Annotated in this window: 23 protein-coding genes; 6 read left to right on the forward strand and 17 right to left on the reverse strand. The window is 65.4% G+C overall.

The genetic code is table 11. The features are described from left to right. Positions 1–107: 107 nt before the first annotated feature. The 6 genes from ACE10X_RS37240 to ACE10X_RS37265 form a co-directional block, all read right to left on the reverse strand. Positions 108–929: a TonB family protein gene (locus ACE10X_RS37240; RefSeq protein ID WP_375763627.1), complete on the reverse strand. Its 822-nt coding sequence runs from the start codon at positions 927–929 to the stop codon at positions 108–110. A 3-nt stretch (positions 930–932) separates the two neighbouring features. Then, complete coding sequence (gene exbD, locus ACE10X_RS37245; protein ID WP_038382242.1) at positions 933–1,373, reverse strand: TonB system transport protein ExbD; 441 nt, start codon at positions 1,371–1,373, stop codon at positions 933–935. A 3-nt stretch (positions 1,374–1,376) separates the two neighbouring features. Further along, on the reverse strand, positions 1,377–2,129 hold the full coding sequence (gene exbB, locus ACE10X_RS37250) for a tonB-system energizer ExbB (RefSeq protein ID WP_038382252.1): 753 nt from the start codon (positions 2,127–2,129) through the stop codon (positions 1,377–1,379). A 58-nt stretch (positions 2,130–2,187) separates the two neighbouring features. Beyond that, a complete protein-coding gene (hutX, locus tag ACE10X_RS37255; RefSeq protein ID WP_038382241.1) occupies positions 2,188–2,700 on the reverse strand; it encodes a heme utilization cystosolic carrier protein HutX in 513 nt (170 codons plus the stop codon). Continuing rightward, positions 2,697–3,029 (reverse strand): antibiotic biosynthesis monooxygenase, encoded by a 333-nt coding sequence (locus tag ACE10X_RS37260; RefSeq protein WP_304557046.1) that lies wholly within the window; start codon positions 3,027–3,029, stop codon positions 2,697–2,699. The genes hutX and ACE10X_RS37260 overlap by 4 nt, the downstream gene beginning before the upstream one ends. 135 nt (positions 3,030–3,164) lie before the next feature. Next, positions 3,165–5,510, reverse strand: coding sequence for a TonB-dependent hemoglobin/transferrin/lactoferrin family receptor (locus ACE10X_RS37265; RefSeq protein WP_375763628.1), 2,346 nt, complete (start codon positions 5,508–5,510; stop codon positions 3,165–3,167). A gap of 252 nt (positions 5,511–5,762) precedes the next feature. Here ACE10X_RS37265 and hemP point away from each other — a divergent pair, with 252 nt between their 5' ends. The 5 genes from hemP to ACE10X_RS37290 all read left to right on the forward strand — a co-directional run bounded on the left by hemP (position 5,763) and on the right by ACE10X_RS37290 (position 10,404). Then, positions 5,763–5,969 carry a hemin uptake protein HemP gene (gene hemP, locus ACE10X_RS37270; protein ID WP_016840569.1) on the forward strand — a complete coding sequence of 69 codons (207 nt, stop codon included), beginning with the start codon at positions 5,763–5,765 and terminating at the stop codon, positions 5,967–5,969. Positions 5,970–5,977: 8 nt separating this feature from the next. Continuing rightward, positions 5,978–6,928, forward strand: a complete 951-nt coding sequence (locus ACE10X_RS37275; protein ID WP_375763629.1) for a hemin ABC transporter substrate-binding protein — start codon at positions 5,978–5,980, stop codon at positions 6,926–6,928. Further along, positions 6,925–8,025 carry an iron ABC transporter permease gene (locus tag ACE10X_RS37280; protein WP_038382234.1) on the forward strand — a complete coding sequence of 367 codons (1,101 nt, stop codon included), beginning with the start codon at positions 6,925–6,927 and terminating at the stop codon, positions 8,023–8,025. The genes ACE10X_RS37275 and ACE10X_RS37280 overlap by 4 nt, the downstream gene beginning before the upstream one ends. Further along, the gene (locus ACE10X_RS37285) at positions 8,022–8,813 is read left to right on the forward strand and encodes a heme ABC transporter ATP-binding protein (RefSeq protein WP_038382233.1); all 792 of its coding nucleotides are present in this window, start codon (positions 8,022–8,024) and stop codon (positions 8,811–8,813) included. The genes ACE10X_RS37280 and ACE10X_RS37285 overlap by 4 nt, the downstream gene beginning before the upstream one ends. Positions 8,814–9,051: 238 nt before the next feature. Then, a complete protein-coding gene (locus ACE10X_RS37290; protein WP_038382232.1) occupies positions 9,052–10,404 on the forward strand; it encodes an esterase-like activity of phytase family protein in 1,353 nt (450 codons plus the stop codon). Between the two features lie 379 nt (positions 10,405–10,783). Here ACE10X_RS37290 and ACE10X_RS37295 read toward each other — a convergent pair whose 3' ends face one another. The 3 genes from ACE10X_RS37295 to ACE10X_RS37305 form a co-directional block, all read right to left on the reverse strand. Next, positions 10,784–11,620, reverse strand: a complete 837-nt coding sequence (locus ACE10X_RS37295; RefSeq protein ID WP_038382231.1) for an enoyl-CoA hydratase-related protein — start codon at positions 11,618–11,620, stop codon at positions 10,784–10,786. A gap of 168 nt (positions 11,621–11,788) precedes the next feature. Continuing rightward, positions 11,789–13,462, reverse strand: a complete 1,674-nt coding sequence (locus ACE10X_RS37300; protein WP_038382230.1) for a mucoidy inhibitor MuiA family protein — start codon at positions 13,460–13,462, stop codon at positions 11,789–11,791. A gap of 179 nt (positions 13,463–13,641) precedes the next feature. Then, positions 13,642–15,075, reverse strand: a complete 1,434-nt coding sequence (locus ACE10X_RS37305; protein WP_038382229.1) for an MFS transporter — start codon at positions 15,073–15,075, stop codon at positions 13,642–13,644. 82 nt (positions 15,076–15,157) lie between these two features. Here ACE10X_RS37305 and ACE10X_RS37310 point away from each other — a divergent pair, with 82 nt between their 5' ends. Then, entirely contained in the window at positions 15,158–15,616 is a 459-nt protein-coding gene (locus tag ACE10X_RS37310) for a MarR family winged helix-turn-helix transcriptional regulator (RefSeq protein ID WP_038382228.1), read from the forward strand. 73 nt (positions 15,617–15,689) lie between these two features. Here the strand turns inward: ACE10X_RS37310 and ACE10X_RS37315 are convergent, their stop codons facing one another. The 8 genes from ACE10X_RS37315 to ACE10X_RS37350 form a co-directional block, all read right to left on the reverse strand. After that, positions 15,690–16,862, reverse strand: coding sequence for an acetyl-CoA C-acyltransferase (locus tag ACE10X_RS37315; protein ID WP_038382227.1), 1,173 nt, complete (start codon positions 16,860–16,862; stop codon positions 15,690–15,692). A 262-nt stretch (positions 16,863–17,124) separates the two neighbouring features. Continuing rightward, positions 17,125–18,714 (reverse strand): phosphoglycerate dehydrogenase, encoded by a 1,590-nt coding sequence (serA, locus tag ACE10X_RS37320; protein WP_028333510.1) that lies wholly within the window; start codon positions 18,712–18,714, stop codon positions 17,125–17,127. Between the two features lie 210 nt (positions 18,715–18,924). Next, entirely contained in the window at positions 18,925–20,097 is a 1,173-nt protein-coding gene (locus tag ACE10X_RS37325) for a phosphoserine transaminase (protein ID WP_375763630.1), read from the reverse strand. A 78-nt stretch (positions 20,098–20,175) separates the two neighbouring features. Continuing rightward, positions 20,176–20,388, reverse strand: a complete 213-nt coding sequence (locus tag ACE10X_RS37330) for a hypothetical protein (protein WP_028340548.1) — start codon at positions 20,386–20,388, stop codon at positions 20,176–20,178. A gap of 168 nt (positions 20,389–20,556) precedes the next feature. Next, on the reverse strand, positions 20,557–21,027 hold the full coding sequence (locus tag ACE10X_RS37335) for a GNAT family N-acetyltransferase (RefSeq protein ID WP_375763631.1): 471 nt from the start codon (positions 21,025–21,027) through the stop codon (positions 20,557–20,559). 18 nt (positions 21,028–21,045) lie between these two features. Beyond that, positions 21,046–21,636 carry a glutathione S-transferase family protein gene (locus ACE10X_RS37340; protein WP_038382224.1) on the reverse strand — a complete coding sequence of 197 codons (591 nt, stop codon included), beginning with the start codon at positions 21,634–21,636 and terminating at the stop codon, positions 21,046–21,048. 72 nt (positions 21,637–21,708) lie between these two features. Next, on the reverse strand, positions 21,709–22,530 hold the full coding sequence (locus ACE10X_RS37345; RefSeq protein ID WP_193375391.1) for an outer membrane protein: 822 nt from the start codon (positions 22,528–22,530) through the stop codon (positions 21,709–21,711). A gap of 180 nt (positions 22,531–22,710) precedes the next feature. Then, on the reverse strand, positions 22,711–23,556 hold the full coding sequence (locus ACE10X_RS37350) for an outer membrane protein (RefSeq protein ID WP_028340552.1): 846 nt from the start codon (positions 23,554–23,556) through the stop codon (positions 22,711–22,713). Positions 23,557–23,677: the final 121 nt, after the last annotated feature.

A 23,677-nucleotide genomic window follows, 5' to 3' on the forward strand; every position in this document is an offset into this window, starting at 1 on the left:
TGAGGTGCTCGCGGAGCGAGCCTCGAAGCATGCACGGCCCCCTGTGGGGCCGTCGACCCTTCGAGACGGCTGCTTCGCAGCCTCCTCAGGGTGACGGTGAAGGAGATTTACCGCGGCACGAACGCGACCGGCACGGAGAAACCCAGCGAGTCCTGCGTGATCTCGGACGGAAACGCCGGAAACGGCTGGGCCTGGCGCACCATCGCCAGCGCCCGCGCGTCGAAGGTCGGATTGCCGGAGGAGCCGCCGAGGTGGCTCGACAGCACCTGCCCGCCGCGGCCGAGCGTGAACAGCAGGCGGACCACGCCGCGCTGGCCGTTGCCGCCGGCCGGATAGGAGTGGAAGCGCAGCAGATGCGCGCGGACGTGGGCGTTATAGGCGGCGATCGCTGACGCGGCTGCACCGGCGCTGATCGCGGACGCAGCCGGCGCCTGCCGTTCGGCACGGCTCGGCGCGCTGGTGCGCGGTGCCGGCGTTGCCTCGGACGGCTTCTTTGCTTCCCGGCGAACCACTTTCGGCTTGACCGGCTCGGGCTTCCTCTCCGGAACGACTTTCGCGGGTTCGGGTGTCGTCGGCGCGATCTGGGGTTTTTGCTCCGGCGGCGCGACGACGTCGGGCTTCTCCCGCATCGGCGTCGGCGCGATCTCCTGCTGCACGGGCTGCGCGGCGGCAGGCTCCGGCGGCGACGCGTCGGCTTCCTGCATCGCCGGGCCCGGCGGCAGCTCGGTCTCCGAAATCTCCGGCGCCGAGGTGATCGGCGTCAGGTCGACCAGCACCGCCGGCACGGCGACGCCCGGCGGCGGTGCCGAGACCCATGTCATGCCGAGCGCGAGCAGCGCCGCATGCGCCGCCAGCATCGCAACCGCCGACAGGCCCCAGCGCCTCAGCCGGATATCGCCGCCCGCATCGTGAAGCGCGTAGGCATTCATGGATCAGCTGCGCCCGTCGAGGCCGACCAGCGCGATCTTGAGATAGCCGGCGTTGCGCAGCAGGTTCATCACCTCCATCAGATCGCCATAGCTGACCGCCTTGTCGGCGCGCAGGAAGATGCGCTCGTCTTTCCTGCCCTGCGTCGCGCCATCGAGCGTTGACGTCAGCGTCTCGCGCGCGATCACGTCCTCGCCGACCGCGACGGAGAGATCGGGCTTCACGGTGACGAACACCGGCTTGTCCGGCCGCGGCTGCGGCTCGGCGGTCGAGGCCGGCAGATCGACGCCGAGATCGACGGTCGCGAGCGGCGCCGCCACCATGAAGATGATGAGCAGCACCAGCATCACGTCGATGAACGGCGTGACGTTGATCTCGTGCGCCTCGACCGGATCGTCATCGCCGCGACGCCTGAACGCGCCGCCGGAGCCGAGCTTGACGCCCATCTGCTACTCCGCAGCGCGTGCCAGCCGGAACAGGCTGCGATCGCCCTCGCGGCTGACCAGCAGCATCACCATGACGGAGGCGTCGCCGAGCAATGCGCGGTAGGACGCGATCGAACGGGTCAGGTGATTGTAGATCACGACCGCCGGAATCGCAGCGACCAGGCCGAGCGCGGTCGCCAGCAGCGCCTCGGCGATGCCGGGCGCGACCACCGCGAGATTGGTGGTGTGGGCCTCGGAGATGCCGATGAAGGCATTCATGATCCCCCACACCGTGCCGAACAGGCCGACGAACGGCGCGGTGGCGCCGATCGTCGCCAGCACACCGGTGCCGCGCGCGATCTGCCGCGACATCGCCGCTTCGACCCGCTCCAGCCGCAGCGCGATGCGCTCCTTGAAGCCGTCGTCGAACATCCCGCCGGACAGCGCAGCCTCGCGCGAGGCCGATTGCACGATCTGCGCCACCGCATCGTTGCCGTCGCGGCTCGCCTGCTCGACCTCGGCGAGCTGGGTGTCGCGCTCGAGCAGGCCGATCCGCTGCCGGGCGAGCGCGGTCTTGCGGCGGATCTCGACGGTCTTGGCGAGCCAGACCGTCCAGGTTACGAGCGAGGCGAAGGCGAGCCCGACCATCACCGCCTTCACGACGATGTCGGCGCTTTCGAACATGCCCCAGGGCGAGAGGTTGCGCGGCAGCAGCGCGGCGTCGGATGCGGCAAGGCTCGCGCCCGGCAGCATGCCGAGCCCGGCCGACGCCGCCATCCAGATGCTTCGCCCAAGCCAACGCTGCGACATGATCGCCTCCCGTCCTTCGTTGGTGTCAGCCCGCGTTCGGTGCGAGGCGGTCCGCCAGCGCATGAAAGCGCACCAGCTGATCGCCGCGCAGCGCGCGCGTCTCGTCGCGGCCGACGAACACCTTGAACATGATGCCGCCGTCGCGATTGATGAAGGCGATGAACGCCGACACCTTGCCCATGAAAGGCCGCTCGACGAAGGCGATCGCCGCGCAGCGCTCATGCCTGAGGTGGCCGTGCAGGCCCTTCGGCTGCATCAGGTTGAAATAGCCGCGGCCGACCTCGCCGCTCGGAATGGCGCCGGTGAACTCGAAGATCGCGTCATCGGTGTGCACGATCAGCGTCACCTCGCCCCACTCCGCGATGTCCTGCATCGCGGCGGCAAACTCGCCGGGACCGATCCGCACCATGGTCTCGGGGAGCGCCTCGAGCACCGCGCGCGGCGTCACCTTGCGCTCGCGCGCAACATCCTCGATGACCGCGCCGGGATTGTCGGCCATATAGGCCTTCAACCCCGCTAGCTCCGCGTTCTGTGTCATGCCGGGCTCTTCGCGCGCTCGGTGATCAGCACCTCAAAACCCTCGAATTTGGGATGGCCGAGATAGAGGCTGCCGCCGGTCTCGTTGCCGGCGCGCGAATGGGCGCGGCGGAACGCCTCGGATTTCGTCCAGGCCTCGAACGCCGCCTTGCTGGCCCACACGGTGTGGGTCGCATAGAGCGTGTGGTCCTCGGCCTCGGGGCCCTTCACCAGATGAAACTCGATGAATCCAGGCAGATCGCCGAGATAGGATTCGCGCGTCTTCCAGACCGTCTCGAACGCCTGCTCCTTGCCCTTGATCACCTGGAACCGGTTCATTGCGATGAACATGAAAACTCTCTCCTGTTTGACGACGGATGCCTGGATCCTGCCGGTTGATCTCGTTAATAACATGAACGCGCCAAAGCCGCGCTGGGGGCACCAGCGCGGCCGGAGCAACCTGGATGGAATGATCGGCGTCTCGCGTTACGCTCCACCTAGGTGAATCCTGAGCCCGGCCTTGTAGACGGTGCCCGGACCGGGGCTCGAGAACAGCACGTCGTTCTGCGTCGTGCCGTCGGTCGAGGAGCCCGGGATCGCATAAGGCCGGTAGTACTGGTTCAAGAGGTTGTCGACCGACGCCGTGAAGGTGATGTCCTTGGTGGCGTTCCAGGTCAGATAGAGGTTGACGAGCTCGTAGCCGGTCGAGGGCAGATAGCCTGCCGGCAGGTCGTTGTTGGCGCCGAACGAGGACCATTGCGCGGCAATGATCAGCGAACGGTCGAGCAGGCGGACGCCGCCCGTCGTCGTCACCTTGCGCGGCGTGATGGTGGCGAGCCCGACATTGGTCTGGGTGTTCCGGCCGCGCATCAGATGGCCGGCGACGCCGACGAACCAGTCGCCCGCGTCATACATCGTTTCGAGCTCGAAGCCCTCGATGCGGGCGTGGGCGATGTTCTGGTACTGGTAGAATTGGCTGAAGCGTCCGAACGGCGTCAGGGTCGGCGCCGACGCGACGAGATCGATATAGCCGTCGACGTCGTTGCGGAACACGTTGATCTTGCCGCGGAACGAGTCGCTCGCCGTGAAGATGCCGTCATATTTCAGATTGATGCCGGCTTCCTTGTTCTTGCCGACCTCCGGCCGCAGCGCCGCATTGGGCAGGAAGCAGAACAGGCCGCTGGTGCCGTCGGGGCAGTTGAACAGCGCCGGTCCGCCGCCGGTGGCGTGGCCGCCCGCGATCAGGGTCTCGGTGATCGACGGCGCGCGATAGCCTTCGGCATAGCTAACATAGGGCGTGAAGCCGGCAACCGGCGTGACGCCGAGCGTGATCTTCGGCGACAGCCGGTCGCCGCTGGTCGTGGTGTTGATCGAATTAAGCTCGTAGTGGTCGTAGCGGACAGCGCTGATCAGCTCGAGCCAGGTCGAATAGTTCTGCTTCAGCTGCACGAAGCCGCCGGACACCGTGCGCTGGCCACCCGGCGTCGTGATGTTGGAATTGCCGCGGGAGTCGAAGGTCTCGACATCGTCGCGGAAGGCGTCGAAACCGTAGGTCACGGCGTTGCGCCAATCGCCGAAATTGAAGCGCGAGGTGTTGTTGACGTCGATACCGACGGTGTCCAGCAAATAACCACGCTTGTCGCCGACGCAACCGGAGATGTTATTGCCGGGATTGGCGAGCGTGCAGACCCCGCCGCCGGTGGTGATGCGGTTGTTGTAGGTCTTGACCTGGTCGTTGTCGGTGCGGTTGCCGTAGACCGAGATGTTCCAGTCGAACAGCATGTCGTCGGGCTTGGAATATCGCCAGCTCAAGGTGCCCGTGTAGTTCTTCGCGTCGGAGGCGTAGACCGAGGAGCCGGCGATCGCCGCCAGCGGCGCCGCCGTCGTGGTCGGTCCGCGGTTCGGCTGACCGATATTGTACTGGTAGTCCTGGAAGATGCCGCCGATCTTGAACTCGTGGCCTTCTGCGGGGCGGAACGTCACCTTCATCAAGCCGGCCGCAATATCGTTGCCGGTGTTGCCGATCTCGGTGCCCGCGCCGTCCTTGTAATTACCCTGGGTGCGATAGACCGCGCCGCCGAACACATCGACATTCGGATCGACGCGTACGCCGCCGAACACCGAGCCCATGCCGCGGTCCTTGTTGGTGCCGTAGGAGCCCGACATGTCGACACCCCAGAGCTCGCCGGGACGCACCACGTCGTCGATATCCTTGGTGCGGAACGAAACCACACCGCCGATCGCGCCGGAGCCATAGATGTTCGCGGTCGGGCCGCGCACCACGTCGACGCCGCCGATCAATTCGGGATCGAGGAAGAACGAGCCGTTGGCGTTGTGACCGGTGCGCTGATAGTTCTGCCGCGCGCCGTCGACGACAACAGCGACACGGCCGAAATCCTGCAAGCCGCGGATGTTGATGACGGTCGCCGGATCGTCGCCACGCTCCTGGACCGAGACGCCGGGCACAGCGTAGAAAATGTCGGAGAGCCGGTTCGGCTGCAGGCCCTGGATCTTCTCCAGCGTGACGGAGCTGACCGGCGCCAACGCATCGATCGCGCGCTCCTCGGTCTTGGACGCCACCGCCGTGATGGTGTCGAGCGATTGCACCGGCACCGCGCCGATTTGCGCCCGCGCATTCATCGCCGCCGGCGCCGCCTGAGCTTCGGCCGCCGGCTTCGGTTTCCGCTTGGCCTGCTTCGGCCGCTCGGTCGAAGGACGCGCCACCGACGGATCGGCGGTCTGCGCGAACCCGCGTTCCGGCAGCGCTGCCGCAAATGAAAACACCGATGCGCCCAAAATCAGGGCGCGCGAAACCCTAGCCCCGTCAGCCATTCTAGCCCCAGCCTGATCATCGCTTTTCTGGTTTGGCTGGCGTGCGCTCTCTGACGAGCGGCTTGCTGGCTACATCGCGATGCAAGCCACCCGCCTGCATCGCGTGATGATTGGTTACGAGCCGGCAACAAAACGGTCAAGAATGCGGCGGCGCTGTTTATATCGATTGTAAAGTGCCGCCGTTGGAATGCGCTCTCGCCCGCTTATACAAGCAAACACCATTTGAAAATTTCGCAGGCGCAGCACCATCACATGTCCGCAGCTTCCGGAGACAATATCGGCGCAGCCGGAAAGCAGACCGAGCCCGCATCCGGCGCGGCCAAAACGCTGATCATGCGCGGAAATCGTCTCGACAGTCGCGACCTGTTCGCGGCAGAGCGCGAGATCATCATCATGCACGGCGAAGAACATTACCGGTTGCGGCTGACCTCGCAGAACAAGCTGATCCTGACCAAGTGACGGCCCCGATGACAATTTGTCGCACGCTCGCTCTGCTCGCCTTCTCCTGCCTGCTGCCGATCGAAGCAGTGACGGCCGAGGGCATCACCGTGCATGACGCACGCGACCGCGACGTCGTGATCGACAATCCGTCGCGGATCGTCTCGATCGGCGGCGCGATCACCGAGATCCTCTATGCGCTCGGCTTCGAGGACCGCATCGCCGGCGTCGATGCGACCAGCCTCTACCCGCCGGCTGCGCTGCGCGAAAAGCCCGACGTCGGCTACATGCGCCAGCTGTCGCCGGAGGGCGTGCTCGGCCTGCACCCGTCGCTGGTGCTCGCAGTACAGGGCTCCGGGCCGAAGGAGACCATGGACGTGCTTGAGGCGGCGAAAGTGCCGCTGGTGCTGGTGCCGGAGACATTCTCGGAGGCCGGGCTGGTCGAGAAGATCAGGTTGGTGGGCCGCGCCATGGGCGCCGATCTGCGCGCTGCCTGCCTGGCCACGGCGGTCGAGAGCGATCTCGCGCAACTGCGCGCGCTGCGCGCCAGGGTGACGAAGCCGGTGCGCGTGATGTTTGTGATGTCGCTCTTGAATGGCCGGGCGATGGCGGCGGGCCACAAGACCGCCGCGGACGAGATCATCCGGCTTGCCGGCGGCCTCAACGCCATCGACGGTTACGACGGCTACAAGCCGGTCAATGACGAGGCCATCGTGGCGGCGAAACCGGATGTCGTGCTGTCGATCGATCGCGGCAAGGACTCGCTGACGTCGGATGCCGTGTTCGCGCATTCGGCCTTCGCGCTGACGCCGGTCGCTGCCAACAAAGCCTTCATCTCGATGGAAGGTCTTTATCTGCTCGGCTTCGGACCGCGCACCGCGGCCGCAGCACGCGACCTCTCGGTCAAGCTCTATCCGGCGCTGGCGCCGGACGCCGACAGCTTCAAGCCGGCAGCGCTGACCGCGAATTGCCGGCAATGAGCGTGCTGGCCGAACGTCGCGGACGTGCGAAACAACGGCGCGCCGGCGTGTCGCTGCGGCCGGCCGCGACACTCACCCTGCTCTGCCTGCTTGCGGCGCTCGCAGCGACCGCGCTGGTCGCCCTGACGGTCGGTGCCGCCGGCATTCCAATGGCGCGGCTTCCGGCGGCGCTTGGGCTATGGGCTGATGGTGCCGCCAATCCGCTGCTCGCACGCGACCAGCTCGTGGTGTGGTCGATCCGCATCCCGCGGATCGCCGCAGCGGCGATGGTCGGCGGACTGCTTGCCCTATCGGGCGCGATCATGCAGGGCCTGTTCCGCAATCCCCTCGCCGACCCCGCGCTGGTCGGCGTCTCCTCCGGCGGCGCGTTTGCCGCGGCGGCCGCGATCGTGTTCACCGACAGCCATCTCGGCGAAAGCCTGCGCTTCCTGCAACACCAGTTGCTGCCGATCGCGGCCTTTGCCGGCTCGCTGATCACGACCATCGTGCTTTACGGCATCGCCAGCCGCGGCGGCCGAACATCGATTGCGATCTTCCTGCTGGCAGGGCTTGCGATCGCCGCGATCGCCAACGCCGGCATCGGCCTTCTGGTGTTCGTCGCCGACGACCGCCAGCTGCGCGACATCACCTTCTGGCTGCTCGGCTCGCTCAGCGGCGCGACCTGGAGCAAGCTCACGGCGCTGGCGCCGGTGCTGGCGGTGGCGCTGGTCGCGTGCCTCTCGATCGCGCGCGGGCTCGACGTGCTGGTGCTCGGCGAGGCCGAGGCGTTCCACAGCGGCGTCGACGTCGAACGGCTGAAGCGGATCTCGATCGTGCTGGTGTCGGCGATGACCGGCGTCGCGGTCTCGGTCTGCGGCGTGGTCGGTTTCGTCGGGATCGTGGTGCCGCATCTGTTGCGGCTGATAATCGGGCCCGCACATCGGCTGCTGCTGCCGGCGTCCGCACTGCTTGGTGCCATCCTCCTGGTCGGCGCCGACACGGTGGCGCGCACCATCGTGGCACCCGCGGAAATGCCGATCGGCATCCTGACGGCGGCGATCGGCGCGCCGTTCTTCCTCGCCATGCTGCTGCGGCAGCGCGGGCTGGTGTCGCTGTGACGGCCCTGCTCGAAGCGCAGTCGGTAACCATGACGATCGGCGGCACGACGCTGGTCGATGCAGTGTCGCTGCAGATCGGTGCCGGCGAGATGGTCGCGATCGTTGGTCCCAACGGCGCCGGCAAATCGACCCTTCTGCGGATGCTGTCGGGCGACCTGTCTCCGTCGCGCGGGACGATCAAGCTCAGGCGGCGCGACCTGCACACTTACGGACCACGCGCGCTGGCGCAGCACCGCGCGATGCTGTCGCAGCACGTTAACGTCACCTTCCCGTTCACCGTCGAGGAAATCGTCAGCATGGGCGCCGGCGAAAGCCCGTGTGCCGTGGCGCGGGCACTGGTCGAGGCGGCGCTCGACGAGGTCGGGCTCGGGCGTTTCCGTTTCAGGCAATTGCCGACACTGTCGGGCGGCGAGCAGCAGCGGGCGCATTTCGCCCGCGTGCTGGTGCAGCTCGCCTGCGGCGAAGCGCTGCATGGACCCGGACTGTTGCTGCTGGACGAGCCGACCTCGAGCCTCGATCTGCGGCACCAGATCGACCTGGTCGAAACGGCCCGGCGGCGCGCCGCGCGCGGCACCGCCGTGATCGCGATCCTGCACGACCTCAACCTCGCGATGCGGTTCGCCGACCGCATCCTGCTGCTGCACCGAGGCCGGCTTGCCGTCGACGGCAACCGCACGGCGGCGATGAAGACCGAGACGCTGCGCGAGATCTTCGAGATCGACGCCGCGATCGCCTACACCGGAGACGGCATGCCGTTCCTGCTGCCGCAAACCATGCGGCCCGTTTAGACCCTCGTGGTGAGGAGCGCGGTACGCGCGTCTCGAACCACGAGGCCCGACTGTCGCCAGCGGCCATCCTTCGAGACGGCCGCTGCGCGCCCTCCTCAGGATGAGGACTGCTGTCAGGGAGGCGACGTAACGCCGCAAGCCTTATCCCGCCGCAACATCCGCGGTTCACAAAACTGTCAGCCGGCTGTAACAGGCGGCTCGGAGAACACCGCATCGTTTATCCTTTGGGAGATCAACCATGCGCCTGTCCCTGCTCTGCTCCGTCGCCTCGATCCTGCTCTCCACATCGGCGTTCGCGCAGAGTGAAGGCGAATTCCCGGCGACGCTGGCAGGACATGCCGTGATGCCGGCGGAGAGCTTCATCGACGCGCCCGCCGACGCCCCGAACGATCTGAAGTCCTCGGGCAAGTACACCACCGGCAGGCGCGTCGACGCCATCGGCACCGTGATGGGCAAGTCCTATGAGCGGCCGACCGGCGTGTCGCTGCCGTTCAAGGGCCAGCCGCTGCAGGGCCATTCCGGAATCAAGGTGATGCCCGACGGCTCGTTCTGGGTGATCACCGACAACGGCATGGGCTCGCGCTACAACTCGGCGGACTCGATGCTGTACCTGAATCGGCACAAGATCGACTGGGCGAGCGGCAAGATCGAGCGTCAGGAGACCGTGTTCCTGCACGATCCCGACAGGAAGGTGCCGTTCCGCATCGTGCATGAGGACACCGCCAAACGCTATTTGACCGGTGCCGATTTCGACACCGAGGGCTTCCAGATCATCAACGACATTTTCTGGATCGGCGACGAGTTCGGGCCCTACATCCTCAAGGCCGACAAGACTGGCAAGATCCTCGCCGTGTTCGAGACGGTCGCGGACGGCAAGCCGGTGCGTTCGCCGGATCACTGGGCGGTGCAGTCACCCGGCGCGCCCGGCGTCTCCTACACCAACGTCAACCTGCGCCGCTCCAAGGGCTATGAAGGATTTGCTTCCTCCAAGGACGGCAAGTTCCTCTACGGCCTGCTCGAGGGCCCGCTGTGGGATGCCGACAAGAAGGATTGGGAGAAGGTCGACGGCAAGGAAGCCTCGCGCATCCTGGAATTCGACGTCGCGGCGGAGAAGTTCACCGGACGCTACTGGCAGTATGTGCTCGAGCAGAACGGCAATGCGATCGGCGACTTCAACATGATCGATCCGGTCCAGGGCCTCGTCATTGAGCGCGACAATGGCGAAGGCACCGCCGACAAGGCCTGCCCGCAAGGCCAGCGCGGCGAGAACTGTTTCCCTGACCTCGCCAGGTTCAAGCGCGTCTACAAGATCGAGCTATCCGATGCCAATGTCGGCAAGCCGGTGCGCAAGATCGCCTATATCGACCTGATGAAGATCCGCGATCCCAACAAGAAGGCGCGCAAGCCGCTCAACGACGGCGTCTACACCTTCCCGTTCTTCACGATCGAGAATGTCGACCGGGTCGACGAGACCCACATCATCGTCGGCAACGACAACAACCTGCCGTTCTCCTCGAGCCGCGACCCGAACAAAGCCGATGACGACGAGTTCGTGCTGCTCGAGGTCGGCGACTTCCTGAGGGCGAAGTGAGACGATTGCTCTCGCCACCCACAACAGTGTCGTCGCCCGGCTTGACCGGGCGACCCAGTATTGCAGAGGCGCCGAGCTCAACGGACAAGCCGCGGCGTACTGGATGCCTCGCTCAAGGCGGGGCATGACAGCGAATATGCGATAACGTGACGCTCATCCCAGCACGACGGCCATTCCGTCATCCCCGCGCAAAGGCTTCGCCTTTGTCGCTGGAGGTGCGAGCCTTGCGGCGCAATTGCGCCGCTGGGCGAGCCTCGAAGGATGCACGGCCACCGATGCAGCCGCGCGGAGACAGCCGGGCCGCCGCCCTTCGAGGCGGCCGCCTTGCGGCCTCCGCGGGGTGCCGGTGATACAGCTCCGCGCGTGGCTTGCGTGATCCTCACTCCTTCTTCGTCCGGTAATCCCCGAACGTCGTGTCGCGCTGGTCGAGCTGGGCCTTCACGCTGCCGCCGTCGCGGCGGAAGCCCGCCATGTAGGCCTTGCTGGCCTCGGTCGTGAAGGCCAGTGCCTGGATCTCGGTGCCAGCGCGCATCGCGGCGCGGGCACCCATGATTTCCATCGCGCGGTGGACGCTACGCTTGTTGAGCTGTTGCAGCTCGATCGGCACCTTGGCCGCGCGCTCGGCGAAATCCAGCGTCTTCGCCTCCAGTTCGGCGAGCGGAAACGACCGGGTCGCATAACCCCATTCGGCGGCCTCGCGGCCGGACATCGCGTCGCCCGTCAGCATCAATTCCATGGCGCGGCGCATGCCGACCAGCCAAGGGTGATACTGCATGTCAGGCGGGCTCATCAGCCGCACCGGCGGATAGCCGATCTGGGCGTCGTCGGCGACGTAGACCACGTCGCAGGCGGTCGCGAGCTCGGTGCCGCCGGCGAGGCAATAGCCGTGCACCTGCGCGATCACAGGCTTTGCGAGGTCCCAGATCGAGAACCAGCCCTCGACGACATGGCGCGACCACTGGCCGGGGCCGGATGCCGAATGATAGGGCTGGTCGACGCGGTTGTCGGCGGAGAGATCGTAGCCCGCCGAGAAACAGGGGCCCGCGCCGCGCAGCATCGAGATCGAAATCCCGGGATCGCGGTCGGCCTGCTCCAGCACCTCGAAAATCTCGCCGCGCAGGCGGTTGTTCAGCGCGTTGCGCTTCTCGGGGCGGTTCAGCGTGATGCGGCGGACGCGCGGACGCGGATCATCGACGATGATGTGCTGGTAGCTCATGGATCCTCCCGATCTCAGGCTCTGTTGCCCTTGGCACAGTGATGCCCGAGATCGGGAGAGATGTCATCGGCAGTTGACGCAGGTCCTCATAGCGTTTTCAAGCGAAGTGGGTTCCGGTTCGCGTGAAGAAAACGCGTCAAGCAACAACGCTAGAGCCCGGCACGGGCTCTAGCCCGCCGGCACCATCACGACGCCCTTGTCCTTTGGCCATCGCATCCGCCAGGCGAAATTGATGTCACGGACTTCGCCGGCCTTGGCCTCGAACGCCCATTCCAGCACGCCGCGCTTGTCACGCAGATTGGTCGTCGTCGCAGGCGTCGACGACGGCAGCATCTCGACCACGATATCGTCGTTCTCGCTGACCGGGAGCTGATCCTGGATCGCGACCTTGATCGCGAAGTCGTGGCCGTTGCGCACCGCAGTCTTGAAGGCGCGCTCATCGGTCTTCGACGTGGTCACGATCAGACCGGCGGAGCCTTCATTGCGCTTAACCACCGTGCGTTCGATCTTGACCTTGTCGTCGGCGCCGAAACCGAGCCGCACGGTCTCGTCCTTGGCGGCGGTGGCCATCCGGCTGCGGCCGACAAAGATTCCGTCGCGGTAGATCGAGACCTGCCCCGGCAGCAGCGGCGCATCGTCGGCCTGCACGAAGCTCGCTTCCAGGAACGCGGTCGGATCGATCACCGGAACCGTGCGAACTACGAGATCGGGCGTGATCGTCGCCGTCGAGATGCGCAGGCTCTTTGCGCCCTCATTGGCGGCAACGCTGACGCGGCCGGGAATCTTGAAGGTGGCCTGGAAGGCGCCGACCTCGGCGGTGGCTTCCAGTTCGTCGGTGCGTCCCCCGCCAAAGCGGAATTGCTGAACCGCGTCGGCGGCCGGCGCGGGTGCCAGGGCCTCGCGCGCCCGCATGCTGGCCTCTCCCGAGAGCTTCGCCAGCGGCCGCGGCGGCTGCGGATATTGCACGATCAGCGAACGGAGATCGGGTGCATTGCCGCCGCGCGCGACCCGCACGGTGGAGACGACGAGCGCCACGTTCGACCAATCCTCGCCGGTCGACTGGGTGATCTCGGCGCGGCGCACCAGTTCGATCGCGGGCTTGCGGTCCCTGGAGCCGGTGTCGAGCCGGGCGTCATAGAGCGGCGTCCAGCGCGCGTTGGGAACCGCATAGGTGACCCGCAGGGTCGCCTTGGTCCCCGCCTGTGAGGCGACGTCGATCCGCACCTCGACCTTGCTCGGCGGCTTGCTCGTGCGATCGGCTGCGAGCTGCGCAAGATCGCGGTCGATCACGCGGATCTTGCGCTCGGCGTCACGGATCGCGCTGTCGGCGGTTGCGACCTCGTCGGCCACCGCCGAGAACGCCGCGCGCCACTCGCTGAGCGGACGCGCCTCGCCCTTCTCGCCGAGGCCCGCGGGCGACGCTTCGGCAAAGCGCTCGGCGAATTTGCGCCGCGCCTCGGCCGCGCTGATCAGTCCCTGCAAATCGGCGCGCTGATCGTTAAGTGCCTCGATGCGCCTGTCGATCTCGGAAAGATTTGGTGGCAGCAAGGGCTGCGGCAGCTTTGTATCGATCGCGCCGATCGTGAGCTTCGCTCCGCCCTCGCCCTCGACCCGCAGCGAGGACGGATCGAGCCCCATTGGAAAATCGCGGGCGATGAGCGTGTTGTCGCCGGCAGGCAGGTCCAGCGTGATGACGCGGGTGACGCTCGCGCCATCGGGATAGACGGTCACGGCGTCGACCTGCGAGGCCGTATCGAGATTGGCCGCATGCAGCGGCGCGGCAACCAGCGCACCCGCCAGCACCAGGCTGGTGGTCACAAGATAATTCGCAATTCTACACATGACATCCCTCCGGAAAAACGCCGCATCGCGCGCGAGACGAACGGCGCGCCGGGCTCGACTGCGCGCCGTTTCTCGTGGTGAGACGCAGCGAGGAAGGGACTGGTTCGATTGAGGTTTCCCTGCGGCGCGACGATGGCGCCGCCGCGGCTGCCGCATGGCGCAGCGATGTCTTTCGGGCGTTAGCGATCCGCCTTGCGCCGAATGAACAGATAATTCGGCACGAAGCCGGCCAAGGTGATCGCGATCATGATCCACCAGCTGCGCTGAAACGCCGCGATCCGCTCGGTCATCGAGACCGGCGTTGCTAGGATCGCGACAAAGATCGCGACGCCGATCGCCAGTGCCGCCTGCCGGATCATGTTGATGACGCCGGAGCCGGTGGCAAACGACGACGGCGGCAGCGCGCCGGCGCCGACGCCCATCAGGGTCGGAAAGGTCAGCCCGACGCCGATACCGATCAGCATCACGCCCACGACGATGGCAGGTGCATTGGGTTCGGCCCCGAGCAGCGTCGCCCAGATCGCGAGGCCGGCCGCGAACAGCACGATACCGGCGGAGACGACGGCCGCGGCGCCAAACCGCGCAATCAGCCGGCCAGCGAACAACAGCGAGGTGATCGGCACCATCAGCGGACCGGGAGCGATTGCAAGTCCGGTCTTCAACGCCGACCAGCCCCACACCGTCTGCTCCCACAAGGCGCAGGACAGCAGCATCGCGCCGAAGGCCGCCGAGTAAGGCGCCATCACCAGCGACGCGCCGGTGAACGGCCTGACCGCGAACAGTGCAGGATCGACGAAAGGATTCCTCGATCTGAGGCAATGCCACGCGAAGGCGGCGAGCGAGACGATCGCGACGGCAAAGCCGAACGCGACGCCGCGCGAACTCCATCCCCAATCGTTCGCCTTCACGATCGCAAATGTCAGCGCACCGATACCGGAGGTCACCAGCAGCGCCGCCCATGAACTCGGACGCGGCACGTCGTGACCGGGCACTTCGGGCAATTTCAACCAGCCGATGATCAGTGCAACGACGCCGATCGGGACGTTGACGATGAAGATCCAGCGCCAGTCGAAGGTGACCAGGACGCCTCCCGCGAGCGGGCCCAATGCGGCGGCAAGGCCGCCGATCGCCGTCCAGGTACGCACCGCCCCGGCGCGCTGCTCGGGCGGAAATGATGCCAGCAGCAGGCCGATTGAGGTCGGCGTCATCAATGCCGCACCAGCCGCCTGCGCCACGCGGGAGACGACCAGGAACTCGACACTGGACGAAAGAGCACATGCTGCCGACGCGACCGTGAACAGCGCGACGCCGAGCAGGAAGCTGAGATTGCGGCTGTGGCGTTCGGCGAGCCGGCCGAAGAACACCAGCAACGCCGCGTAGGCAATGGCATAGGCATTGAGGATCCAGGACAGATCTTCAAGCGAGGCGCCGCGGAATTCCTGCGCGATGTTAGGCAGCCCGACATTGACGATGAACAAATCGAGATTGGCGAGGCAAATTCCAACCGACACGATCGCCAGCACCTGGCGCGGGGTTGCGGTGGCGACGCCGGACCGGGGCCGCGCATCAGGTTCGACGACCAGATCGATGGTCTCCACCTCTACCTCCGACATCACACCCTCCAAGATACGTGCATATGCAACTATTGCAATTAGGTGCATATGCATGTATCTGTCAAGTCCATTGGAGGCAGCGATGGCGAAAACGGAACCCAGCCGGTGTAATCTCACGGCGTTGCGCAAGGCGACGCGGCGGGTGTCGCAGCTCTACGATCAGGTCCTTGCGACATCAGGCCTGCGCGGCACGCAACGGGCGATTCTGGTCTATGTCAGGCGGTCGGGCGCGCCGACGATGGGCGAGCTTGCCGCAGCCCTGGTGCTCGACCGCACCGCGCTCAACCACAACCTGAAGCCGCTCGAGCGCGACGGCCTCGTGACCATCACCGTCGACAAGAATGACCGGCGCAGCAGGCTGGTGCGGCTCACCAAACGCGGCGAAACCAGGCTGGCGGAATCACAGGCCGCCTGGCTTGAGGCGCAGGATCGCTTCGAGACGGCGTTTGGCGCCAAGCAGGCCGCCGATCTCAGGCAGACGCTCGAACTGATTGCCTCGCTCGAGTTTGACGAGCGCGCGCTCGGCTCACCGGCGAGCTAGCCGGCTCCAAAAGAAAAGCGGCCCGGCGTTGCCGCCGGGCCGCTCATTCGCACACGATCCGTGTCGATCGCGCTTAGCTGTAGATCTCGAACAGGCCGGCGCCGCCCTGGCCGCCGCCGATGCACATGGTCACGACGCCCCACTTGGCCTTGCGGCGACGCCCTTCCTGCAGCAGGTGGCCGGTGAGCCGGGCGCCGGTCATGCCGAACGGATGGCCGATCGCGATCGAGCCGCCATTGACGTTGTACTTCTCGGGATCGATGCCGAGCTGGTCGCGCGAATAGAGGCACTGACTGGCGAACGCCTCGTTGAGCTCCCAGAGATCGATGTCGTCGATCTTCAGGCCGTGGCGCTTCAGGAGCTTCGGCACGGCAAAGACCGGGCCGATGCCCATCTCGTCGGGCTCGCAGCCGGCCGAGGCCCAGGCGACGAAGCGGCCCATCGGGTTGAGCCCACGCTTCTCGGCATCCTTGGCTTCCATCAGCACCACCGCGGCGGCGCCGTCGGAGAGCTGGCTGGCATTGCCGGCGGTGACGAACTTGCCCGGACCCTTGACCGGCTCGAGCTTGGCAAGACCTTCCAGCGTGGTCTCGGGGCGGTTGCACTCGTCGCGATCGACCACGTAGTCGACGATCGACTCGGCCTTGGTCGCCTTGTCGACCACCTTCATCTTGGTCTTCATCGGGACGATTTCGTCCTTGAACTTGTTGGCCTGCTGCGCGGCCGCCATGCGGCGCTGCGACTCCAGCGAATACTCGTCCTGGTATTCGCGGCTGAGCTTGTAGCGCTCGGCGACGATGTCGGCGGTATCGATCATCGCCATGAAGATGTCGGGCGCGGTCTTGAGCAGCTCCGGATCGATCGATTCCTTCGGCGAGCCGCCGCCGGGAATCGAGATGCTCTCGACGCCGCCGGCGACGATGCAATCGGAGCCGTCGGAACGGATCGAGTTGGCGGCCATAGCGATGGTCTGCAGGCCCGACGAGCAGAAGCGGTTCACGGAGACGCCCGCGGTCGACTTCGGCAGGCCGGCGAGCAGCGCCGCCTGGCGGCCGATGTTCGGCGCGCCATGCGCGCAATTGCCGAGATAGCAATCCTCGACATATTCCTTGTCGACGCCGGCGCGGTCGACCGCGTGCTTGATGGCGTGCGCGGCGAGCGACATCGGCGGGGTGATGTTGAATCCGCCACGGCCGGACTTTGCCAGGCCGGTGCGCGCGTAGGAAACGATTACGGCTTCACGCATTGTTTTCTCCCTCTGAGATGACAGTCATTGTGGCGCGTCGTGGCCCGTTCGTACACATTTTTCGGCGGGCGCAACAGCAATACCGGACGTCCCGGAACGACAAACGCCGCCTCCGCGACCGGAGACGGCGTCATGTTCCGCAGATCGGAATATGGACTGCTTGAGCGGTATCTTTCCTCCGTCATGCCCCGGGTGTTCCGGGCGATGACGAGGACCGCTCAAACAGCGTTTGAAACGCCAGCGCCTTTAAAACGTCAGCGGCTCAGAACGTCAGTGCCTTGGCCTGCTTCACCTGCGGCAGCGTCTGTACCTTGGCGAGCAGCTCCGCCGGCACCGCGCCGTCGACCTCGACCAGCGCAATGGCGTCGCCGCCTTGCTTGACGCGGCCGAGATGGAAGGTTGCGATATTGATTTTCGCATCACCCAAGAGGCTCGCGAACGCGCCGATGAAGCCCGGCTTGTCCTCGTTGGTCACGTAGATCATCGACTTGCCGAACTCGGCGTCGACGCGGATGCCCTTGATGTCGACGAGGCGCGGCTTGCCGTCGGCGTAGACGGTGCCGGACACCGAACGCTCCTGGCGTTCGGTGGTGACGGTGACCGTGATCAGGCTTTCATAGTCGCTCTGCGCGGCGCGGACGACCTCGTCCACCACCATGCCACGCTCCTTGGCGACGACCGGCGCCGAGACCACGTTGACCTCGCCCAGCATAGGCCGCAGCAGGCCCGACAGCACCGCCGAGGTGATCGCCTTGATCTTCATCTCGGCGACGTGGCCCTCATAGGTGATCTCAGTCTTGAGGATGCCGCTCTCGGTGAGCTGGCCGGCGAACGAGCCGAGTTTTTCGGCGAGCTCGATGAACGGCTTCAGCTTCGGCGCCTCTTCCGCGGTGATCGAGGGAAAGTTGACCGCATTGGAAATCGCGCCCGACAACAGATAGTCCGACATCTGCTCGGCGACCTGCAGCGCGACGTTTTCCTGCGCTTCGGTGGTGGAGGCGCCGAGATGCGGGGTGCAGATCACGTTGGGATGACCGAACAGCACGTTCGAGGTCGCCGGCTCCTCGACGAACACGTCGAAGGCGGCGCCCGCAACGTGCTTGGAATTCAGCGCGTCGACCAGCGCCTGCTCGTCGACCAGGCCGCCGCGCGCGCAGTTGATGATGCGCACGCCCTTCTTCATCTTGGCGATCGCGGCCGCATCGATCACGTTGCGGGTCTTCTCGGTCAGCGGCGTGTGCAGCGTGATGAAGTCGGCGCGCTTCAAGAGATCGTCGAGCTCGACTTTCTCGACGCCGATGTCCTTGGCGCGCTCCGGCGACAGGAACGGATCGAACGCGATCACTTTCATGCGCAGGCCGAGCGCGCGGTCGGCGACGATCGTGCCGATATTGCCGCAGCCGATCACGCCGAGGGTCTTGGCGGTGATCTCGACGCCCATGAAGCGGTTCTTCTCCCACTTGCCGGCCTGGGTCGAGGCGTCGGCCTGCGGGATCTCGCGCGCCAGCGCCAGCATCAGGGTGATGGCATGCTCGGCGGTCGTGATCGAATTGCCGAACGGCGTGTTCATCACGATGATGCCCTTGGCGGTCGCGGCCGGAATCTCGACATTGTCGACGCCGATGCCGGCGCGGCCGATCACCTTCAGCCTGGTCGCCTTCTCGATGAGCTTGGCGGTCGCCTTGGTGGCCGAGCGGATCGCGAGGCCGTCGTAATTGCCGATGATCTCGGCGAGCTTTTCCTTGTCCTTGCCGAGGTTGGGCTGGAAGTCGACCTCGACGCCGCGATCCTTGAAGATCTGCACGGCGGCGGGAGACAGCGCGTCGGAAATCAGAACTTTGGGTTTTGTCATCTCGATTGTTCCTTTGCCCTGCGGCGGGCGGGTCTCCTGGACCGATGTGGTGAAGTCTCTGATCACTTCTCCCTCTCCCCGCTCTTGCGGAGAGAGGGTTGGGGTGAGGGGCAGCCACGGGCGAGGAACAAGCCGAGATGGCCCCTCACCCGGATCGCTGCGCGATCCGACCTCTCCCCGTAAGACCGGGGAGAGGTGACAAGAGAAAACTTAAGCCGCCTTGGGCAACGCTGCCTTGGTCTCGGCGAAGGCCCAGTCGATCCACTGCGTCAGCAACTCGACATCCTTTGCCTCGACGGTGGCGCCGCACCAGATCCGCAAACCGGCCGGCGCGTCGCGGTAGTACGCGAAGTCGAAGCCGGCGCTCTCCTTCTCCACCAGCGCGACCAGCTTCTTGCAGAAGTCGGCCTGTGCGTCTGATGGAAGCGAGGTGATCGCGGGATCGGTGAACTTCAGGCACACCGAGGTGTTGGAGCGGATCGCCGGATCCCTGGCCAGGAAGTCGATCCAGGGCGTCCGCGCCTTCCAGTCGGCGAGCGCCTTGGTGTTGGCATCGGCGCGGGCGATCAGCGACTTCAGGCCGCCGATCGACTTCGCCCAGTTCAACGCATCGAGATAGTCCTCGACGCAGAGCATCGACGGCGTGTTGATGGTCTCGCCCTCGAAGATGCCCTGATTGAGCTTGCCGCCCTTGGTGAGGCGGAAGATCTTCGGCAGCGGCCAGGCCGGCTTGTAGGTCTCGAGCCGTTCCACCGCGCGCGGCGACAGGATCAGCATGCCGTGCGCGGCTTCACCGCCAAGCGCCTTCTGCCAGGAGAAGGTGACGACATCGAGCTTGGCGAAATCCAGCGGTTGCGCGAAGGCGGCCGAGGTCGCGTCGCAAATCGTCAGGCCTTCGCGATCCGCGCTGATCCAGTCAGCGTTCGGCACGCGCACACCCGAGGTGGTGCCGTTCCAGGTGAAGACGATATCCGACTTCGGATCGACCTTGGAGAGATCGGGGATTTCACCATAAGCCGCGTTGAGCTTGGTGACGTCCTTCAGCTTCAATTCCTTGACGATATCGCTGACCCAGCCCTCGCCGAAGGATTCCCAGGCGAGCGTGGTGACGGGCCGCGCGCCGAGCAGCGACCACAGCGCCATCTCGACTGCGCCGGTATCCGACGCCGGCACGATGCCGATCTTGTAATCGGCAGGCACCTCAAGCACCTCGCGCGTCAGTTCGATCGCGAGCTTGAGCTTGGCCTTGCCGACTTTCGCACGATGCGAGCGGCCGAGGGCGGCGTCCTTGAGATTGTTGGGGTTCCAGCCGGGGCGCTTGGCACAGGGGCCGGAGGAAAAATGCGGCACTTCGGGCCGCGAAGCGGGCTTCGCTGCAGTCATAATCTACCCTTCCAGATAGCTGCCTCTCGGTGGGGAGAGGTTTCCCGCGGTCGGGGATAGTGGAAAGGTACCCAAACGTCAAGAAAGTTCGGACTCGTCTGGAACAATCCGGGCATCACGGCTGATTGATGGGGCGTCCTCGACCTGCTGGATCGTCTCCTGATCGAGCAAATCTGCCGCCAGAGTCATGATCTTAACCGCCCTGCGCCGGCTCGATACTTTCAAAATGCTCTTCTCGCCGGCCTGCACGATGTACTCGTTGCCGACCCGCACGATCGAATAATCCGACATCCGAATCCCCAGTTGCCCGCGCCCCGTGGGAGACGCCCGACATAGCGGACTCGTTCCGACCCGTAAAATCACGGAGGCCAGCTTAGTTTATCGCCTGTTAACCGGATCGCAGAGCAACGGCTGCCGCAGGCATTGCCCGGTAGATGGCACAACTTTCCCGCGCGCGTTTCAGAAACGAATCGCCATCCCGACATGGCTGCGTGCGAACCCAAGCCGTTCATAGAAGCGCTGCGCATCGACCCGCGTCTGATGCGTCAGCAATTCGACGAGCATGCAGCCTCTCGCGTGCGCTTCCGTGACTGCCCACTGCACGAGCTTCTCGCCGATGCCGCGGCTGCGGCAATGCTTTGCGACGCGAACGTCCTCGAGCAGGCCGCGCGAGCCGCCCTGCGAGCTGATGCCCGGCAGAACCGCAAGCTGCAGACAGCCGACGACGACGCCCTCTCCGTCGACGGCGACGACGAGTTGCAGGTTGGGATCGCGTTCGACCCGCGCGAAGGCCTCGTAATAAATTTGCGGCAGCGGATCCTCGATCCGCTCGCGCGCACTGCCGAGCGGATCGTCCGCAAGCATGCCGACAATGGCGGCGACGTCTTCGCGGCGGGCGCGGCGGATCGTGATGGATGAAGCTTCGGTCATGGCGGCATTCACCTGAGGTCAGCGGACCGGCGGCAGCGCGAGCACGCGCTCGGCGTCGGCGATCCAGCGACGGATCACGGGATAGCGCGCGAGTTCGAGGCCGCCATCCTCCGCGACACGGGTATAAGCGAGCAGCGAGACGTCGGCGAGCGAGAACGCATCTCCGACCAGGAATTGCGTGCCCGCCAGATGCCGCTCCAGATGATCGAGCGCGACATAGCCGCGCTTGACGAGGTTCGGATCGATCTCCGAGATGGCCTTGCCGAGATACACGGCCTGAAAGCGGCAGACCGCCACATAAGGCTCGTGGCTGTTCTGCTCCCAGAACATCCAGGCGTCCATTTGCGCCGCGCGATAGGGATCGCTCGGGATCAGGTCGCTGCCGCGCGCGAGATAGCGAATGATGGCGTTGGATTGCGCGAGCGTGCGGCCGTCATCCAGCTCCACCGTCGGTACCTGGCCCCAGCCGTTTCGCTTGAGGAATTCCGCGGTCCGGCTGCGGCCCTTCATGGTGTCGATCTCGACCCATGTGTACGGCAGCGCCAGCCTGTCGCACACCCATTTCACCTTCAGGCAGTTGCCTGAATTGGCGTCGCCGTAGATTTTCATGTGAGATTGCTCCGCTTGCGGAGCGATATCCGACCAGTCACGCCATGGGCTGTCAAGTTGGGCGGCTTTGCCTCAGAACTTGTAACCGAGACCGGCGCGCACGGTATTGATGCTGGTATCGACGGTGGACGTGAAGCGGACATATTCCCACTCGGCGCGCATGAACAGCCCGCCCGTGATATTGACGTCGAAACCGAGACCGCCGGTGTAGCCATACACCAGATGATTATGCTGAACATCCGATGCGGTCAGTGGTGCGAGCTGCGTGAATGGCCCCAGTTGGCTGGTGCTGACCGCGTCGTTGACGGTGACGGAGCGCGAGATATCGGCATTGCCAAACGCGACGCCTCCGAAGATGTAGGGCAGGAAGCAGCCCCAGGCATAGGCGGCGCGGCCGCGGATCGTCGCCATGTCGTTGATCCGGATCGACGCCGACGAATCGACCCGCACGTCATGGAAATTGCCGTCGGTGAGCGCATTCCCGCTCACCAGTTCCTTGCTGGCGACGGAAGCGCCGCCGAACTTTCCGTGCATGTAGCTCGCGTCAATGCCGACAACGACGTCGTCGTATTGCCAGTTGTAACCGGCGAAGCCGCCCCACGCCGAGGAGCGCTGGGATGCCTTGCCGAGGCCGAGATTCCAGTTCGCGACGTCCATCTGCTGGATGACATTGTGATCCAGCAAGCCTGCGAGCAGGCTGGTGTTCGTGCCGCTGAAATTCTCATCGGAAGAGCCGTAGCCGCCCTGCCCGCCGATGTAGAAGCCGCGCCAGTTAACCGGTGCGCTGGGCGCGTCGCTGAAGCCGCCGCGCAGGATCGGAAAGTCCGGCAGATCGGCAGCCTGTGCGCCGGTCACCGTTCCAATCATCATCGCCGCCAGCACCAACCTACGCATTGCAACGCTCCATCCACCGCACCGATTTCGCGTTGATCATCGCCTGTTAACCTTAACCAATCGTTGTCGCCGCCGGTTTTCGAGCACGCAAGTTGCAGAAGTTGGCGACATGACGCGGCAAAGAAAAACGGCGCGGGATGGTCCCGCGCCGTTTCAATCGTTAACCGTGGAGGCTTGAAATTAACCCTTGCGGATCAGCGGCGGCGGCGGAGGCGGCGGCGGCACGTCGCAGCAAGGCAGGGCGAAGCGCACGCCGAGCTTGACGTCCTGCGACGTGATATCCCGGAACTGGAACGACGACGGACCAGCATTGCTGCCGTCGAACGAGCGACCGTTGCCCTGCCCCGCGGTGCCCATGTCGAGATAGCGGTAAGCCAATTCGACCGTGAAGTTGTTGGTGACCTTGTAGGCGACACCGGCATGCACTGCCCAGGCGAGGTTGGTCTTGGTCGCGCCGTCGGCGGCGAAGGAACCGGTGAAACCGGACGCTCCCGGGAACGTGGTGACGTCGGAGAAGGCCGAGGTCTTGATCGTCGCGGCACCGACACCGGCGCCGATGAACGGCGTCAAGCACCACCAGGTGCCGAGATCGGCGTAGACGTTCACGAGGCCGACCCAGCTCTGGAAACCGCCATGATAGGCATCGGCGATCGAGTTGGTGGGAAAGGTCACGAAGTCGGTGCCGTTGAAGCTCACCTTCGAGCGGTACTCACCGGTGATGTCGGCGCGGAACCAGCTGTTGAACTGATAGCCGACGCCGATGCCGTAGAGCGTGCCGCCGTCGAAGCCATGGCCAACCTGGGTGAGCGCGCCGGCGGGCAGCGTGTCATACGCGTTGACGTGCAGCCTGCCTTTGCTGCTGGTCATGCCGATGTCGCCGCGCAGGTACCAGCCGCCGAAATCCTGGACCGGCGGAGGAGCATACGCCATCGGAGGTGGCGGCATGATGGGCATGTCGGCGGCGAACGTCGCCGAGGACAACAGAGATGCCGCACCGGCGGCAATCAGGGTCTTTACGCTACGCATTGGCTTCGTCCTTTTGGGCCAAGTGAGGCGACACGAAAGCCCCACGTCTGAAACTCACGGCCGGACGATGGCAGGAAATGTTTAAGCGGCACTTAACCCTAATTTTTAAGGTTGATTTTCT

This window comes from Bradyrhizobium sp. Pha-3 (genome assembly GCF_042258325.1).
Lineage (GTDB): Bacteria > Pseudomonadota > Alphaproteobacteria > Rhizobiales > Xanthobacteraceae > Bradyrhizobium > Bradyrhizobium elkanii.

Coding starts and splice junctions, on each gene's coding strand:
- ACE10X_RS37240 (WP_375763627.1), bottom strand. CDS start 929: ATGAATGCCTACGCGCTTCACGATGCGGGCGGCGATATCCGGCTGAGG.
- exbD (WP_038382242.1), bottom strand. CDS start 1,373: ATGGGCGTCAAGCTCGGCTCCGGCGGCGCGTTCAGGCGTCGCGGCGAT.
- exbB (WP_038382252.1), bottom strand. CDS start 2,129: ATGGCGGCGTCGGCCGGGCTCGGCATGCTGCCGGGCGCGAGCCTTGCC.
- hutX (WP_038382241.1), bottom strand. CDS start 2,700: ATGACACAGAACGCGGAGCTAGCGGGGTTGAAGGCCTATATGGCCGAC.
- ACE10X_RS37260 (WP_304557046.1), bottom strand. CDS start 3,029: ATGTTCATCGCAATGAACCGGTTCCAGGTGATCAAGGGCAAGGAGCAG.
- ACE10X_RS37265 (WP_375763628.1), bottom strand. CDS start 5,510: ATGGCTGACGGGGCTAGGGTTTCGCGCGCCCTGATTTTGGGCGCATCG.
- hemP (WP_016840569.1), top strand. CDS start 5,763: ATGTCCGCAGCTTCCGGAGACAATATCGGCGCAGCCGGAAAGCAGACC.
- ACE10X_RS37275 (WP_375763629.1), top strand. CDS start 5,978: ATGACAATTTGTCGCACGCTCGCTCTGCTCGCCTTCTCCTGCCTGCTG.
- ACE10X_RS37280 (WP_038382234.1), top strand. CDS start 6,925: ATGAGCGTGCTGGCCGAACGTCGCGGACGTGCGAAACAACGGCGCGCC.
- ACE10X_RS37290 (WP_038382232.1), top strand. CDS start 9,052: ATGCGCCTGTCCCTGCTCTGCTCCGTCGCCTCGATCCTGCTCTCCACA.
- ACE10X_RS37295 (WP_038382231.1), bottom strand. CDS start 11,620: ATGAGCTACCAGCACATCATCGTCGATGATCCGCGTCCGCGCGTCCGC.
- ACE10X_RS37300 (WP_038382230.1), bottom strand. CDS start 13,462: ATGTGTAGAATTGCGAATTATCTTGTGACCACCAGCCTGGTGCTGGCG.
- ACE10X_RS37305 (WP_038382229.1), bottom strand. CDS start 15,075: ATGTCGGAGGTAGAGGTGGAGACCATCGATCTGGTCGTCGAACCTGAT.
- ACE10X_RS37310 (WP_038382228.1), top strand. CDS start 15,158: ATGGCGAAAACGGAACCCAGCCGGTGTAATCTCACGGCGTTGCGCAAG.
- ACE10X_RS37315 (WP_038382227.1), bottom strand. CDS start 16,862: ATGCGTGAAGCCGTAATCGTTTCCTACGCGCGCACCGGCCTGGCAAAG.
- serA (WP_028333510.1), bottom strand. CDS start 18,714: ATGACAAAACCCAAAGTTCTGATTTCCGACGCGCTGTCTCCCGCCGCC.
- ACE10X_RS37325 (WP_375763630.1), bottom strand. CDS start 20,097: ATGACTGCAGCGAAGCCCGCTTCGCGGCCCGAAGTGCCGCATTTTTCC.
- ACE10X_RS37330 (WP_028340548.1), bottom strand. CDS start 20,388: ATGTCGGATTATTCGATCGTGCGGGTCGGCAACGAGTACATCGTGCAG.
- ACE10X_RS37335 (WP_375763631.1), bottom strand. CDS start 21,027: ATGACCGAAGCTTCATCCATCACGATCCGCCGCGCCCGCCGCGAAGAC.
- ACE10X_RS37340 (WP_038382224.1), bottom strand. CDS start 21,636: ATGAAAATCTACGGCGACGCCAATTCAGGCAACTGCCTGAAGGTGAAA.
- ACE10X_RS37345 (WP_193375391.1), bottom strand. CDS start 22,530: ATGCGTAGGTTGGTGCTGGCGGCGATGATGATTGGAACGGTGACCGGC.
- ACE10X_RS37350 (WP_028340552.1), bottom strand. CDS start 23,556: ATGCGTAGCGTAAAGACCCTGATTGCCGCCGGTGCGGCATCTCTGTTG.